The 16050-nt window shown below is 35.5% G+C and carries 13 protein-coding genes; 10 read left to right on the forward strand and 3 right to left on the reverse strand.

The genetic code is table 11. The features are described from left to right. Positions 1–384 precede the first annotated feature (384 nt). The gene (ndk, locus tag ABID23_RS05165; protein ID WP_354189999.1) at positions 385–807 is read left to right on the forward strand and encodes a nucleoside-diphosphate kinase; all 423 of its coding nucleotides are present in this window, start codon (positions 385–387) and stop codon (positions 805–807) included. A gap of 104 nt (positions 808–911) precedes the next feature. Here ndk and pgsA read toward each other — a convergent pair whose 3' ends face one another. From pgsA to ABID23_RS05180, 3 genes are all read right to left on the reverse strand, one after another. Beyond that, positions 912–1493, reverse strand: a complete 582-nt coding sequence (pgsA, locus tag ABID23_RS05170) for a CDP-diacylglycerol--glycerol-3-phosphate 3-phosphatidyltransferase (protein ID WP_354190001.1) — start codon at positions 1491–1493, stop codon at positions 912–914. A gap of 69 nt (positions 1494–1562) precedes the next feature. Further along, positions 1563–3548, reverse strand: coding sequence for an excinuclease ABC subunit UvrC (gene uvrC, locus ABID23_RS05175; RefSeq protein ID WP_354190003.1), 1986 nt, complete (start codon positions 3546–3548; stop codon positions 1563–1565). 388 nt (positions 3549–3936) lie between these two features. After that, on the reverse strand, positions 3937–4794 hold the full coding sequence (locus tag ABID23_RS05180; RefSeq protein WP_354190005.1) for a 23S rRNA (adenine(2030)-N(6))-methyltransferase RlmJ: 858 nt from the start codon (positions 4792–4794) through the stop codon (positions 3937–3939). 1500 nt (positions 4795–6294) lie between these two features. Here ABID23_RS05180 and tatA point away from each other — a divergent pair. The 9 genes from tatA to ABID23_RS05225 all read left to right on the forward strand — a co-directional run bounded on the left by tatA (position 6295) and on the right by ABID23_RS05225 (position 15522). Further along, a complete protein-coding gene (gene tatA / locus ABID23_RS05185; RefSeq protein ID WP_354190007.1) occupies positions 6295–6567 on the forward strand; it encodes a twin-arginine translocase TatA/TatE family subunit in 273 nt (90 codons plus the stop codon). A gap of 95 nt (positions 6568–6662) precedes the next feature. Then, positions 6663–7103, forward strand: coding sequence for a Sec-independent protein translocase protein TatB (tatB, locus tag ABID23_RS05190; RefSeq protein ID WP_354190081.1), 441 nt, complete (start codon positions 6663–6665; stop codon positions 7101–7103). Next, the gene (gene tatC / locus ABID23_RS05195) at positions 7100–7882 is read left to right on the forward strand and encodes a twin-arginine translocase subunit TatC (RefSeq protein WP_354190009.1); all 783 of its coding nucleotides are present in this window, start codon (positions 7100–7102) and stop codon (positions 7880–7882) included. Before tatB ends, tatC begins: the two co-directional genes overlap by 4 nt. Positions 7883–7943: 61 nt before the next feature. Then, complete coding sequence (gene serS / locus ABID23_RS05200; RefSeq protein ID WP_354190011.1) at positions 7944–9221, forward strand: serine--tRNA ligase; 1278 nt, start codon at positions 7944–7946, stop codon at positions 9219–9221. 133 nt (positions 9222–9354) lie between these two features. Beyond that, positions 9355–10014, forward strand: coding sequence for a protein-L-isoaspartate(D-aspartate) O-methyltransferase (locus tag ABID23_RS05205; protein ID WP_354190013.1), 660 nt, complete (start codon positions 9355–9357; stop codon positions 10012–10014). Positions 10015–10174: 160 nt separating this feature from the next. Beyond that, positions 10175–11338: a peptidoglycan DD-metalloendopeptidase family protein gene (locus ABID23_RS05210; protein WP_354190015.1), complete on the forward strand. Its 1164-nt coding sequence runs from the start codon at positions 10175–10177 to the stop codon at positions 11336–11338. A 323-nt stretch (positions 11339–11661) separates the two neighbouring features. Then, positions 11662–12105, forward strand: a complete 444-nt coding sequence (gene yajC, locus ABID23_RS05215; RefSeq protein WP_354190017.1) for a preprotein translocase subunit YajC — start codon at positions 11662–11664, stop codon at positions 12103–12105. Between the two features lie 1758 nt (positions 12106–13863). Next, positions 13864–14250 (forward strand): Mth938-like domain-containing protein, encoded by a 387-nt coding sequence (locus ABID23_RS05220; protein ID WP_354190019.1) that lies wholly within the window; start codon positions 13864–13866, stop codon positions 14248–14250. 408 nt (positions 14251–14658) lie between these two features. Then, entirely contained in the window at positions 14659–15522 is an 864-nt protein-coding gene (locus tag ABID23_RS05225; protein ID WP_354190021.1) for a phytoene/squalene synthase family protein, read from the forward strand. The last annotated feature ends 528 nt before the right edge of the window (positions 15523–16050 follow it).

Consider the following 16050-nt stretch of genomic DNA (forward strand, 5'->3'; position numbering starts at 1 on the left):
TTTTACTGGTTCTCGTGTGTGGTTTACAAATGAGATATATAGCGTCTAGGTAGTGTTTTTTGAGAAAACTAAGGCTTCTACAATCTACCTATGCTGTTATATGGCGTGTTTTACTGGTAGTTTTTCTTCTGTTTATGATGATAATCAGGAGACGTGTTGGTTTGATGTAAATAGGTATTCACCCCTCTCAAGAGAGGTGCGCGGTGATGAGAATATCAGAGCATTTTGAGGTGTCTTTATTGTGGAAGTTGTTTTGTGATTCAATGTAATATTAATTTCTACTTTAAAAAATAAGTGTAGATTTTTTTAAGACCTTGGCAAAAGGGTTTTTGCTCGTTATAGAACAGCCAGACAATATTATAAAGGTAATATTAAGGTGTTTAAATGGCTGTAGAACGTACTTTTTCAATGATTAAACCGGATGCGACGCGTCGCAATTTGACGGGAGCAATTACAAAAATGCTTGAAGATACAGGACTTCGTGTTGTTGCATCGAAACGTGTTTGGATGAGTCAACGTGAAGCTGAAAAATTTTATGCGGTTCATAGAGAACGTCCATTTTTTGATGAGTTAGTCGAGTTTATGTCTTCTGGTCCGACAATTGTACAGGTTTTAGAGGGGGAAAATGCGATTGCTAAAAATCGTGAAGTGATGGGGGCGACCAATCCTGCAGAGGCTCAGGAAGGAACAATTCGTAAAGTATACGCTTTGTCTATTGGAGAGAATTCTATCCACGGCTCTGATAGCCCTGAAACTGCAAAAGAAGAGATTGCTTTTTGGTTTTCTGAAGTGGAAATTGTTGGTTAATCAAAATATCCCTAAGATGTAAAAAATCCTAAAACACATTGTTTTGGGATTTTTCGCGTGAAATTATAGATTTCGTTAAAAGGGGCCGTAAGGTTTACAGCTTTTCATGTGATGACGTGCTTTAAGCCAGCGCGAAAATAGTCCCACCCCGTCCACAATGTGAGAAGAGCAGCAATCCACAACATGGTTATGCCAAATTCTACTGTGTAGGGGAAGATTTTATTACCAGCTGGTCCTGCTAAGAGAAAAATAATGGCTATCATTTGCACAAAAGTTTTCCATTTTGCAAGACGAGAAACTGGAACACTGACTTTCAATTCAGCCAAATATTCCCGTAGCCCTGAAACGAGAATTTCCCGACAAAGAATAATAATCGCAGCCCAAAGTGTCCATCCCGCAATAGTGCTATCTGCAGCAAGTAATAATAAACAAGCAGATACAAGAAGCTTATCTGCAATTGGATCTAACATACGTCCAATATTAGATGTTTGCTCCCAAATACGGGCAAGGTAGCCATCAAGAAAATCAGTAATAGAGGCAACAATAAAAATAGAAACGGCAATCCAACGCGCAATATCACTTGATTGTAGCCGCCCTTCTACAAAAAAGCATGCAACAACCATGGGAACTGCAATAATCCGTGCATAAGTCAAAATATTAGGGAAAGAAAAAGTATGATTTTTCATAGAGCCATTTTCAATTTTTTTTAACAATATATTTTATAAACGTAACAAGGCAAAGACTATGAAACAAGCCTATTTTTCATTAAAATAATTGTGAACCTTTTGTGCGATCGTAACAGAAATTCCCGTAACTTTTGTTAAATCTTCGAGTGAAGCATTGGCAACAGCTTTAGCACTTCCAAAATGATGAAGCAATGCACGCTTTCTTGCTGGACCGATCTCTTTAATTTCATCAAGTGGATTTTGAAATGTTGTTTTTTTTCGTTTTGTTCTGTGTGTCCCAATTGCAAAACGATGTGCTTCATCACGTAAACGTTGCAAAAAATAAAGGAGTGGATCACGTGGGGAAAGTGTAAAGGGCGTTTTTCCTTTGATAAAAAATCGTTCACGACCGGCATGACGATCAACACCTTTAGCTATTCCAATGACCGTGATAGAGTTATCCAATTTTAATTCAGATAATATTGTATGCACACTATTTATTTGTCCTTCACCACCATCAATTAATATAAGATCAGGCCATATAGGAAAAACATCATCGTCTTTACTTTTTGTTCTGCTCCTCTTATTAGGCATATCATGCTCTTTGATAAGACGCGAGAACCTCCGTTTTATAACTTCTTTCATCATTCCAAAATCATCACCAGGTGTGATATTGGTCGAGCGAATGTTAAATTTTCGATATTGATTTTTCATGAATCCCATTTTTCCCGCAACAATCATCGCACCTACTGCATTTGTCCCCATAAGATGAGAGTTGTCATAGACTTCTATACGACAAGGGGGATGAGACAGATGAAATATTTCAGTAAGTCGTTGAAATAATTTTGTATATGTCGCTGTTTCAGCAAGTTTGCGTCCCAGCGCTTCATGAGCGTTGATATAAGCGTGGTTAACGAGAGCTTTGCGTTCACCTTGTTTGGGGAAAGAGAAAAGTATTTTGCGATTTTCTTTGAGACTAAACGCTTCCATGAGAAGTGAGCTGTCTTCGATTTCTTCGGATAAAAGGATAAGTTTTGGCAGTGGCTTATCATCGTAGAATTGGGCAAGAAAACTCGATAAAATTTCAGAACAGGAAAAGGAGGGATCAGCTTTAGGAAAATAGGCTCGGTTTCCCCAGTTTTGTCCCATACGGAAAAAAAATACTTGAATGCAGGTTACTCCTCCCTGTTGTGCAATTGCAAATACATCGGCTTCTTTGATTGTTTGAGGGTTAATGCCTTGGTAGCTTTGTATGTGAGAGAGAGCTGATAAGCGGTCACGGTAGGCTGCTGCTTGTTCAAAATCAAGGTTTTCTGCGGCTTGATTCATAGCTTGAATCATATCATTTTTAACAGATTGACTTTTTCCTGAAAGGAAAGCTTTTGCTCCTTTGACCAGTTCTTTATAATCATGATCACTAATTTCATTGGTACAGGGTGCTGAACATCGCTTAATTTGGTAAAGTAAACAAGGACGTGTACGATTTTCAAAAACTGAATCAGTACAGGTTCTTAGTAAAAAGGCACGTTGTAAAACATGAATTGTTTGTGTTACGGCATTTGAGGAGGCAAAAGGACCAAAATAAGAAGCCTTTTTCGTTTGAGCACCACGATGTTTGTAAAGGGCAGGTGCTCTGTGGTCGTCGGTGATTATGATAAAGGGAAAACTTTTATCATCACGCAGTAACACATTAAAACGTGGGTGTAATCTTTTGATAAGGTTCACTTCTAGGAGGAGTGCTTCTGTTTCTGTGTGAGTAACGATAAACTCCATATGAGATGTGTTACGAATCATGCGAGAAATACGGTTATTGTGCCCTTGTTCACGCGTGTAGCTTGCAACGCGTTTTTTTAGACTGCGTGCTTTTCCAACATAGAGAACGTCACCACTTTCATCAATCATCCGGTAAACTCCCGGTTTATTCGGAAGGTGTCTGCAAAACTCTTGTATAAGCTTGGTACCTTTAAATTGATTTTTATTATTTCCTTGATTGGCATTATCCCACGTAATGAGAGAGAGAAAAGAAAGCTTTTCTCGTTCGGATTGGGGGGACGTTGTATTCTTTTTTAGGGACATTTATTTTATCTTGGAATATTTTATATTTTTCATATAAGTTTTTTATTTATTAAATATAGTGATAGCAATTTTTTCTATAAGAAAGACATTATATTATTATAAACTTTATTTATGATTTCTTGTAAGGAATATTATATTGGTCTCTAAAATACTTGTGTGATTTCACGCACTGTATTTTATCACCGATAATCGTGATTAAGCGATAATAATAAAAGATATCATAAAAATAGGTTTTATGAAAAAAGAATCAAACCTAATTCCCGATGAGAAACGGTATTGAGATTTGATATTGTAAAAAAGCCTACATAAGTAATAATATTGTAATACTTTTACGTTGTTTAATGCTTTTTTTATCAAAAAAATTCTATTTAAAGTGAAAATTCTAATGTCATAAATCCTCTTTCTGGAGCCATTTATGGGTTATTCGTGCATCTTTATCTTGTCCAAGACGAGTAAGAAGAAAGGGGCTTAGTTTTTTTATTTCATCTTCAAGAAGATAGGGAGGGTTGATAAGAATCATACCACTGCCATGCATTGTAGGTGGTATTGAACTTTTTCGAATACGCATTTCAAGTTGCAGAATTTTGGGAATTCCTGTTTGGGAAAGGGCATGCAAAAAGGTTGTAATATCTTTATTATATTTAACAGGGTACCATAAGGCGTAGATTCCTCCAGGAAAACGACGATAGGCTTTCATCACCCCTTCAATAAGACGGGAAAATTCGCCAGGTTTCTCAAAAGGAGGGTCCACGAGGATTAATCCACGTTTTTCTTTTGGTGGTAAGTGCGCATTTAAAGAAAGCCAACCATCTAAATGTAGAATTTTTGTTTGATAATCACCGGAAAAGTTTTTGGCTAAAATACGATAATCTTCATCATGTAATTCAATGGCAGTTAGTCGATCTTGTTGACGCAATAATTGGCGGATAAGGAAAGGAGAGCCAGGATAGAATAGGATTTCTTTTTCTCCTTTATTGAGCGTATCAATAATATTACACCAAGGACAAAGAAGTGTTTTTAAATCTTCCGGAATGGGAGCTGAAAAAAGTCTTTGAACACCTTCACGCCATTCCCCTGTTTTGTAAGCTTCCAAAGAAGAGAGATCATAAATGCCGATTCCGGCATGTGTATCTATAACACGAAAAGCTTTCTCCTTGCGTTTAAGATATTCTACAATACGGGTAACAATAATGTGTTTAAAAACATCGGCAAAGTTGCCAGCATGATAAATATGCCGATAATTCATAAGTGGATTCTATCATAGGTATGACTGATTACTCAGTTATTTATTAACACAAAATAACGTTTTTTATACCAAAAAACGCAATTAGAGTGATAAAACAATCAAAAAAGCGTATACATCTGTTAGAAAATATTGACGCTACGATCGATCTTGTAACTGTTTTCCATATTTTTATGAACGAGATAATAGCAAAGACTTCAAATTAAAAAATGTGAACAGAGAAAAGGTGTTACTGAAGGTTTTTACTATCTACCTTTAAGATAAGTGAGCTAAATGTTTCTTTATTATCATTGTAAAAAAATATAATAAGAGATTGTGGGCTAAAATAGCACAAAAATATTGCGATAATATTGGAAATAAAAGTTATAGTTATGAGTGTGTTAGGTCTCGTACTAAGAGGTAAAGAAAAAGCCTTTGTTATGGAGGATAGACAGAGAGCTTTGATTTAAGTGCGATATAGAATTCAGCAATAATATTAAGTATCACTCTCATTTTCATGTAGAATAAGTGAGAGCGATGGTCTTTTAAGAAAGAGCGAGGATATAACGCTTGTTTTTTCTCTTTATCTTGTGATTCAGCTGCTGTGATATTTTCATTCCTTCCTAGAAGAGGCAAGGTCAAAGAATTTGCATTGTATCAATGTTATCGTTTTATTTTAAACAATTTCATGAGGAAAGCGCCTGATATTGTAGGAAACAGTGCTTATTCCCAGAGGAAAGAGATAATGGCGGCTTTAGGATGGAGAAGGGCTGTTTCTCAGTAGTTTGTTGATAGGAGTATTTTTCCCGCGTTGAAATATACTCTCAGACATAGGTAGAGACTTTCTGATACATATTTTGTATCAACATCTGTTGATATATCACGTAAAGTTAGGGAAAGGTATGATTTTGTGTCTTTTCAATTATTTAACTGATTTATCAGGTGCAATCACTGCATATATTATCGGTTAAGCAATTTATGATCACTTTCCCACAACATTTTCTAAGTGAGTTCGTAAAAATGTTCTTCACAGGAAGATAGGTTGTGATGGAGCTTTAATGCTCTATGATTGTACAACACAGATTCTTTTAGAAGTTATATTTAAAAAAATCAGGTTGAATATGTAAAACTTTGCAGAAGGTTATGATATTATTGCCTTTAATGTTAATTGTAACTTATGAGAGATATATGTGATTGAGCAGATGATGCTATTAAATAAAGGGGTAAAACCATTAGCATGTCGGGGAAGAGCCGATAAGGGGCTTTTTAAATTCGATAGACTGAAGGAAGATACTTTGAAAGAAGAGTTTTCAAGTTTTTTAAATTTTGTTTGAATCTATTTCTTATTTTAAATTTATCTGTCTCAGCAAAAAAGAAAGGAAGATAAAAAGTCAATCTGTCATAAGTAAGTATGCGGTTGCCTTTAATTTGAGAAAAAATATACAGTAAGATACGATTTATTGGGTATCTTTCTGTAAAGCAAGTATGAACAAGTAAATCAAAATTAAAAGCAGAGAGGGAGTGATGGGTAATATTTTTTCACCAACGCATTTAATCGTCCTTTTATTAATTATCCTTGTGCTTTTTGGGCGAGGTAAAGTTTCTGAGTTAATGGCTGATGTTGCGAAGGGAATTAAAATTTTTAAAAAGAATATGAAGGAAGAAGATGATAATAGTGAGGATAAGCTTGAAATAGCTGATACCTCTAAAACAATTGATTTTGAAACCCAGAAAACTCAATCATTATCAGCAAAACATGCTGCTGCATGCAGAAAAATTCCTCCTGCAGGAACGTAAGATGTCTTTATTTTGCGAAAAGACAGACTTGTTAAATGATGAGACACAATTCATAATTGTGTTATCTTTTTTAATGAAAAGTTCGAGTATAAGTGATGTTTGGGATTAATGGTCCAGAGTTTTTTGTGATCTTAATTGTTCTCATCGTTGTCGTTGGACCAAGAGATTTACCTAAAGTGCTCAAGGCAATAGAAAGGGCAATGGCCTATGTACGTTCAACAGCAAATGAGTTTCGTCATCAGTTTAATGATGCAATGAGGCAAGCTGAGCTTGATGATTTACAAAAGACATTATCGGATATCAATGATCTTAATCTAACTAAGGAATTGAAAGAAACTTTTGACTCCATCAATGGCGGAGCCGAGGATATTCGAGATAGTTTTGATGAAAAGACAGTGTATTATAAATCAAAAAAGGATAAAGAAACTTTTGGATGTGATCAGGATAAGGTGAATGAAGATTTGACGGTATCTGTTAATCGTAGTGATTCTGAAGGGGAGGCAGTAATTTTTAAAGATAAAAAAGGTACGTCATGAATGTGAAGAAAGATGAAATTGATGCCAGTATAGCGCCTCTTTTAGAACATTTAATTGAACTTCGTCAGCGAATTATTGCTTCTCTGATTGCATTTTTGATAGCTTTTACGATTTGTTTTTTTGTCAAAGATTATATTTTAAATTTTTTGATATGGCCGTATCAATGGGCAATGAAAATATCAGGTGGTAATCCGGAAGGCATTCGTCTACAATCAACACAAGTATGGGAAACTTTTTTAACGAAGATGAAACTTGCTGCTTTTGGAGCGACTATTTTATCCTTTCCCTATATGGCTTTTCAGTTTTATAGTTTTATTGCACCAGGACTTTATAAAAATGAGCGTATAGCCTTTTTGCCCTTTCTCATTGGTGGACCAATTTTATTTTGTACTGGGGGCGCTTTTGTTTATGCTTTATTAGTACCAGTAATGCTTTGGTTTAACCTTTCTCAGCAATTTCTTCCAGATACGCATTTAAGAATAGAGTTTATAGTTCGTATCTCTGATTATTTGAATTTTATAACATCATTTGTTCTGATTTTTGGTTTAATTTTCCAATTACCTCTTGTCACGAGTCTTTTAACAAAAGTTGGACTTTTGACGGTTCACAGTTTGGTTTCTAAACGAAAGTGGGCTATTCTCATTTCTTTTATAGTGGCGGCGGTGGTAACTCCATCAGATCTTTTTACTATGTTTGCAGTCGCATTGCCAACAATAGCTCTTTACGAGATTTCAATTTTAATCGCTTTCTTTATAGAAAAGAGGAAAAAAATGACTTAAAAGAAGTTTATATTTTTGTATGATAGAGAATGAATAGAAACAATGTAAATAAGGAGTTTTGATGCTTGATATTAAGTGGATTCGTGAACAGCCTGAGAAATTAGATGAAGCATTAATCAATAGAGGTCTTGAACCACAAGCGGAAAAATTAATAAAACTTGATCTTGAGCGTCGTTCATATGTTGTGAAAGTGCAGTCTGCACAGGAGCGTCGTAATGCGATTTCAAAAGAAATCGGCCGAGCTTTAGCAGCGTGCGACCAAAAATTGGCGGAACAGCTTAAAACTGAGGTTGAAGAGATAAAAGCTTTCCTTTCTTCTGCTACAGTGGAAGAAAAGAGACTGACAGAAGAGTTTGAGGAAACTCTTTCAGCGCTTCCTAATATTCCATTTGATGATGTTCCAAAAGGGAAAGATGAAAGCGATAATGTAATTATTCGGCACTTTGGTACACCTCCAACTTTTGACTTTACGCCAAAGGAGCATTTTGATCTTGGCCAAAATCTCAAACAAATGGACTTTGAGCGAGCAAGTCGTTTATCAGGAACACGCTTTACAGTTCTTTCAGGAGCATTGGCACGGCTTGAACGCGCATTAGGCCAATTTATGCTTGATATACATGTTGAGGAACATGGTTATACAGAAATCTCTGTTCCTCTTCTTGTTCGTGATGAGATTGTTTATGGAGCAGCACAATTACCGAAATTTGCTGATGATCTTTTTAGAACAACAGATGGTCGGTGGCTTATTTCTACAGCAGAGGTACCGTTAACCAATTTGGTTAACAATGAAATTCTTGAGATATCAGATTTACCATTGCGTTTTTCTTCTCTAACGCCTTGTTTTCGCTCTGAAGCGGGGGCTGCAGGTCGTGATACGCGCGGTATGTTGCGTCAACACCAGTTTTGGAAGGTAGAAATGGTATCAATTACCAGCGAAGATCAGTCTTTAATGGAATTAGAACGTATGACAGAATGTGCAGAAGATGTTTTGAAGCGTCTTGGTTTGCCTTTTCGTACGGTGGTTCTTTCTACAGGTGATATGGGATTTGCGGCGCGTAAAACTTATGATATTGAAGTTTGGCTACCAGGTCAGGGCTGCTACCGTGAAATTTCCAGCTGCTCCATTTGTGGAGATTTTCAAGGACGACGCATGAATGCTCGGTACCGTAAAGAAGGGGATAAGGTATTGCACTTTGTTCATAGTCTCAATGGTTCTGGTGCGGCCGTTGGACGTTGTCTTATCGCTATTCTTGAAAATTATCAGCGAGCTGATGGATCAATTGTTGTTCCAGATGTTTTACAACCCTATATGAAGGGCATGCATTATATTACCGCTTAATTTGGCAAAATGATCATGAGTATACGTTTATTTATAAAGGGTGGTAGCATAAATACGCAAGTTTTTTCATTTTAAAAGAAGTGAGTTGTCGATACTATTAAGAGTGCTACTCCATTGGAGAACAAGTAATACTATGGAGCAAAAGGGTATTTTACAATTTCGTGAGGAGCTAGCGGGTCTCGTGTTGAAAATGCGCAGCAAGGGGATTGATGATGTTCGCTTTTTTTCGGCATTTGAAAAAGTTCCACGTCAGAAGTTTGTTGCTGTTCCTTGGGTCAACAGTGCTTATGATAATAAAGCCATTCCCATTGAGTGTGGTGAATATATTGAGCGTTTGGAAGAACAGCTCTTGATGCTTTCTGCTTTATCGTTGAAAAAAAAGCATCGTGTTTTAGAAATTGGTACAGGGTCTGGTTTTTGTACGGCTCTCATGGCATGTTTGAGTGACCGCGTCATAACGATTGATCGTTATAAAACACTTGTTGATTTGGCACATCAGAAATTTCAAAGTTTGGGGCTTGATAATATTGTTATTCGGCAGAGTGATGGAAGCTGTGCTGTTACAGGTTTTGGGTCATTTGATCGCATTCTTATTTGGCCATCTCGTTCTGATGAACCAAAAGATTTTTTAGAACTTCTCGCTGAAAATGGAATTCTTATTCAAGCAATAGGGCCTGATGAAGGTGTGCAAACGGTGATGTGTTATAAAAAAACTGGCAGCCGATTTGAATGTTTAGAACTGTTTCAGGTACGTTATCAGCCCTTTATTAAAGGTATTGCGGAAATAATTTAATTTAAAGTACTGTGCCCCCCCCTCTATGTTTTTATATTTAACAAATTCAGTTTAAGCTTATTATTAAGATATTTATGAATAAGGTACCTAGTTTTAACTCTTAGGTAATATTAAAAAGCTTTAATAGAGTGAATTTGAGTGTAGATGGGTGAGCAAAACGATGTGTTTGAAAGTTTGGGATAATATTTTTCGGCGCAGTTTTCAGGGAATAGCTGTTTTAGCGGCGATGGCGGTTATTGCTGGGTGTAGTTCTGGTACGCAGCGCTTTGGTAATATTTTCTCACATCATGCACTATCTCCTCGTTCAAATATATCTGCAAATATGCCTATGGACTCGCGAGTACTATCGTATGGTGGTATGATACAAAGCACGGAATTACCATCTGTAGAGTCGGATGATGGCTCATGGGAGGACAGCGACACGGCATATAGTCCTTCACAACAAGCTGAGGTATCTTCTGATAGTCGAATTATGGGAACACCTCCCCGTAATCTTGGAACACTTTCTCGTTCACAGATGGATAATTCTCCTATTCTTCGTCGGAACTCTTATATAGTTCAAAGTGGAGATACATTGTTAAGCATCGCAAGGCAAGTAGGGGTGAGTGTTGAAACATTAAAGCAAGTCAATGGTATAAGCAATAATTCCATTTATATTGGTCAAGTCCTTGTGATTCCAACTAGGCGTTCAATAGCAGCTGCCAAGACTTATAATGGTGATTGGGCAGTGTCAAAAAAAGAAACTTCTCCCCAGTCTCAAGTTGTATCTTCTATAAAGCATAAGAAAACGCCAGCTGTAACAACATCATCTTCTATAAAAACGAGTAAGTCGACTCTTGATAACCATTCTTACGGAGAAATGAAGCGATTGGATCATGGAAGTGGTTTATCAAATACCAAGTCTATGAAGAGTACAGATAATATTGTTACTCCGCAATCTACAGGGATTGCTAGAATGCGCTGGCCAGTACGAGGACGTCTATTAAGTTACTTTGGTCAAAAAAAAGGAATGATAACTAATCGAGGAATAGATATTGCTGTGCCTGAAGGTTCATCAGTAAAAGCAGCAGAAAATGGTATCGTTATCTATGCTAGTGATGGGCTAAAAGAGCTTGGCAATGTTGTTATGATCCGACATGAAGACAATGTTATTACAATCTATGGATGTAATAGTAAGCTTTCTGTTAATAAAGGACAAAGGGTACAACGAGGTGATGAGATTGCTAAGTCCGGTGTTTCAGGAAATGTAAAAACTCCACGTGTTTATTTTGAGGTGCGTAAGAATTCTTTACCTGTGGATCCTATAAAATATCTAGAAAATTAACTCATAATCATTTTATGTTGAAGATTTATAGTTTATTTAGAGTGCCGAAAAGTGATGAATTTTGTTTATTAAAGTGAAAGAAAATTATTTTCATTATTTATTTTTGAGCAGTGACAAGATTCATATTTATAGTATATAACAAGAGAAATAAGTTGTTTTTTAACAGGTTTTTCTTATTGTCTTCTGTATTTTAAGGCATTATTCCTTTCTTTTAAAGCTATGATTACATCATGTCGCTTTGCTTTTTATGATAGTTTTTTTAAGCATGAACTTTATTTTATTAGAGTCGGAAATACCTGAAGTTTAATCTATAGGAGATAGAAATGTTTATTAATAACGCTTATGCTCAAACTGCAGGCGGTGTTTCCAATGGGATCTCATTTGTGAATTTCATTCCGTTCATTTTAATTTTTGCAATTATGTATTTTTTTATGATTCGTCCGCAGCGTGCACAGATGAAGAAGCGACAAGAAATGCTTGATGCTGTTCGTCGTGGTGATACCGTTATCACTGGTGGGGGCATTATTGGCAAAGTTGTGAAAGTTTACGATGAAAGTGGCGAGTTAGAGGTTGAAATCGCTAATGATGTACGCATTCGCATTATTCGCTCAATGTTATCTGATGTTCGCGTTAAAGGTGAGCCCATTGCAGAACAAAAATCAAAAACGATTAAGACAAAAACACCACAAAAATCTAAAACTAAAGCAAAAGAAAATGTAAGTGCAACTAAAGAGAAAACAACTGAAACAAAAGAAAACGAATCTTAAAATATAATCATAGTTTATCACCTATTTTATGACAGCCTCCTATAAAACGCATTCCTATTAAAGTGGGCAGTTTTTGAGCGCAAGATACTCATTTGGGGGGCTGTTTTATAGTTTTTGGAGTGATTTTATAGTCGACAAACGAGCTATATTTTATTGTTTTTACAAGTAAAAACTCTTCTTTTTTATGTGTAGGGGGGAGAATAATTCTCCGATTTTTTGAGTAAGATTATTTTTGGGTATTAGACATTACTTATTTTTAGTGAACAGGTTGATATAAATACATTGAGCAAAATGGTTATGTGATAGAATCTCTTTGCACACTTATTCCATAATATTTAAAATAGGTTTCCATCTATTTCTTGCTGTTTTAGGATAATAAGTCAACTTATAATGGTAATTCACTATTTTACATATTGAGAGAGAGCTTAATTGTGTTGTTTTCTCAGTGTAAGTCTGTTTATATTGAATTAATAAAAACCCCTCACTTGTGCGTTTACAAATTATATTGCCATGTGCATAGCAAGTATACAAAATAAAGAGTCAAAATGCCTCTTATAAAGCATTCCATTGTAAGGGCAGTTATAACATTTATGAGCTGGAAAGCAGGAGGCTGCTAATTTGTTCCTTCATAACTGTAAAGATGGCGATCGTTCAATGGATTTACCACTATATCACTTATAAACGCCGTGATGAAATGGGGATGGAAACATTGCAGAATATCTTAAAAAAACATGTGAGTTGGCAGCATACAATTGTTCTATTCTTCATAGAGAGCGTGTTCTCATTAAAGAACACGAGAAATGGGCGTGTGAGACAATGCGTGATCTTTATGATTTAAAAGATATTCTTGTGAATGCCCTTGAATGTTGTAAAGCTGTATTAACAGGCAATGGGAAAGATGAATATGGGTTTTTACCCTTGAAACTTTTATACTTTCTTTAAATTAGGTTGTGTTTCATTTCAGAGATGGTGCAAACAGATATATGCGCTACACTTGCCCCATTTAGTATACAAAAACTGGGATAGGATAGCCCGCACTTGTTCACCTTAACCTTTGGCACGAATATGTTGCTGTATTAGATCATGATACTGATTTACAAGTAATAGAAAAATCTTTCTCAGATATACAACATTATAATGTCATTAATAGATCGACGATGAATTATAGAGAGGTTTTGGGTTTTCATAAAACATTAACGGAACGACCTATCATAATACATTTGGCTTTGTATTCTTTATAGCTGTTCAATACGTATCCTCTGCTATTGTCGTCATAAAAATCAGATTAGTCGTGATATCTGAGAAATTCCTATTGAAAGTATGAGAGGAAAAAACGCAGGTTTAAAAGAGTTTTGCATGCCTTTATTACAAAACACCAACGGAACAAAAAAATATCCCCCTATCATGCAGTGGATTTTTTTATCTGTAATGGGTTATATTTCCATTTGTAACAATTTCATATCATATACACAATGTATTAGGATAAAAGTTATATTCCCATGAGTTTTATGTGATTGGTTTGTAGAAATAAAGGGTCTCCTCTATGAGGTTGCAAGAAGCTATCCTAGTTTATACGATAAAAGTAAAGTACGTCTATCATTGTATTGACCATTGAGAACAGTGGTTTTGTATAAAAGATTTTATGTCAACAATACTGCATAGATTGTGATATAAGATATCAATGTTTATTATAGCTCCTTTGTTGTTTTTGGGAGGGGGAAGGTGCTGTTGGGTTTAAAAAATAAAGGATTCTGACTGATGTTTCATGCAATTCAAATCCGTGAAGCACATTTTCCAAGGCGTGCTCCTATCGATTCTTATGGAAATGGTGGGTTTCGTTTTGCTGATATGTCACATAGGGGGTCTATTATCTGTATACCATCAGGTATTTATGGTATTGATATGACAGGGCCTATTCCTACTCAAGAAAATATATCTCGTATTTTAGAAGAATCATCTGAGATTGAAGTTTTGTTAATAGGGACTGGAGTTGAATTATTGCGATTGCCTGAAGAGTTACGAATACAGTTATGGAAAAAACGTATTTCATCAGATACAATGAGTACAGGGGCTGCAGTGCGTACATTTAATGTTTTGTTAGCTGAAGATCGGGCTGTAGCTGCGTTGTTGTTTGCAGTAGAGTGATATAAGATGAATACCTTGGTTAAGAGTAGGGGAATTGCATCCTTGTTTATTTTTTAATCGTAGGGGAAGAAAATCCTGATTCTTTTATGAGGAGGGCTGGGTGCCTATTGGTGATAATATTGTTCACAATCACTTGGTAAATATAAAGAATGGTTTTGCAAACCTGCAAAAATTTGTCGTTTGGGACAATGATTTTTGTTAAATATTTTATTTTGATGATTCTCAGTTTTGAGATGGTGAATACTCACCCGATTTGAGATTCCATAGTGAAAGTTCCTAATATTATGCAAATAATTTTTATGAGTTCTTTTATAAAAGAATGAAACTTTGTGCGGGGAAGGAGGGATTCGTGAAAGTGCATATTCTGTCAGATATTGCTAGAAAAAGAAAGTTAATAGGTATGATAGAATGATCAATTCTCTTCCTTATTATCTTGATATTTTACGTGCTACAGATCGTGATCGCTATATATCAGTTTTATTTGCACCTAAAAAAAAGCGTAGAGCACTGGCTGCTCTTTACACTTTTAATGTAGAAATTGTTCGTATTCGAGAAACCGTACACGATCCACTTATAGGTGAGATGCGATTACGCTGGTGGTATGATTCTATTGCTGATGGTGAAATGAAAAAGAGTCAAGATAATCCTATCTTGAGTGATTTGTTTACAGCAATAGCTCTTTTTGGTTTACCAAAGACAGCGCTTTTACGTTACTGCGATGCACAAATTTCAGATCTTTACCGTAATCCAGTAGAAACTCTTCATGATCTCGAATTTTATTGTTGTGAAACAGCGAGTATAATTTTACAGCTTTCTTGTCAGATATTAGATGCTGATGCAGCACAAGATTTTACAGATATTTATAAACATGGGGGAATCGCTCAGGGATTAAGTGGTATGTTGCGGCTTTTGTCATTCATGCAGTCACGATATCAATATTATTTACCTACTGATATTTTAAAGGCTGTAGGGGTAGGGCGCGAAGATTTGGCTTCTAATCGTATCAATGACAAACAAAAGTGTCATATTATTGAAGCTATGGTCGCGTTATCGCAAGATCATTATGCTAAATTTTATGAACATTCCTACGTTTTACCTAAAAGACTTAAACAAGCATTTCTTCCATTGGCAATTATACCAGCATCTCTTCAGAAAGCAGCAAAGTTGGGGAGTTTAGCTTTTCAAGAAAGCGCAACCTTGCCACTAATACATCGTTACTGGTTGATCACAAGAACAGCAATAAGCGGTAATTTTCCGAAGATATTGCCATAAATTTGGAATGTTATTGAAGAACAAAAGAAACAGTAAATCTGTTAAAGACAGCTATGATGTTATAAATCTAAATCCTTTCAATAGTGAGAAATAAGACTTATTGGGTTAGACATATTGCATATATCTTTTAGCCATTATCTATTCTATTAAATATTATTATTGATAGATGCATTATAGAATGCAAAGCGTAAGATGGAATCTATGAAATAAATGATCTGATTTTTATGATATCAAGTTTTTAATACTCAACGCTTGAATATATTGCTGATACATCATTTTTTAATAACATATTATTTTATTTAATGAGGAAAAACATTTCTGATGACACTAAAATAGTTTGTGGTTGAGGATATATCGCATCTATAGACTATATCGTTATAAATGATAACTCTTCATTATCTCCTATTCATAGAGTCATCTATACTGGTTAGTCTTCTATTGCACAAAAAACTGTTCTTAAAATGAAATATATCGCTTTTCTGCAAACTTATGCGTTTGCAGAAAAGCTTATTACTCCCAAATATTAAG

Source organism: Bartonella silvatica, assembly GCF_040545155.1.
GTDB classification, from domain to species: domain Bacteria; phylum Pseudomonadota; class Alphaproteobacteria; order Rhizobiales; family Rhizobiaceae; genus Bartonella; species Bartonella silvatica.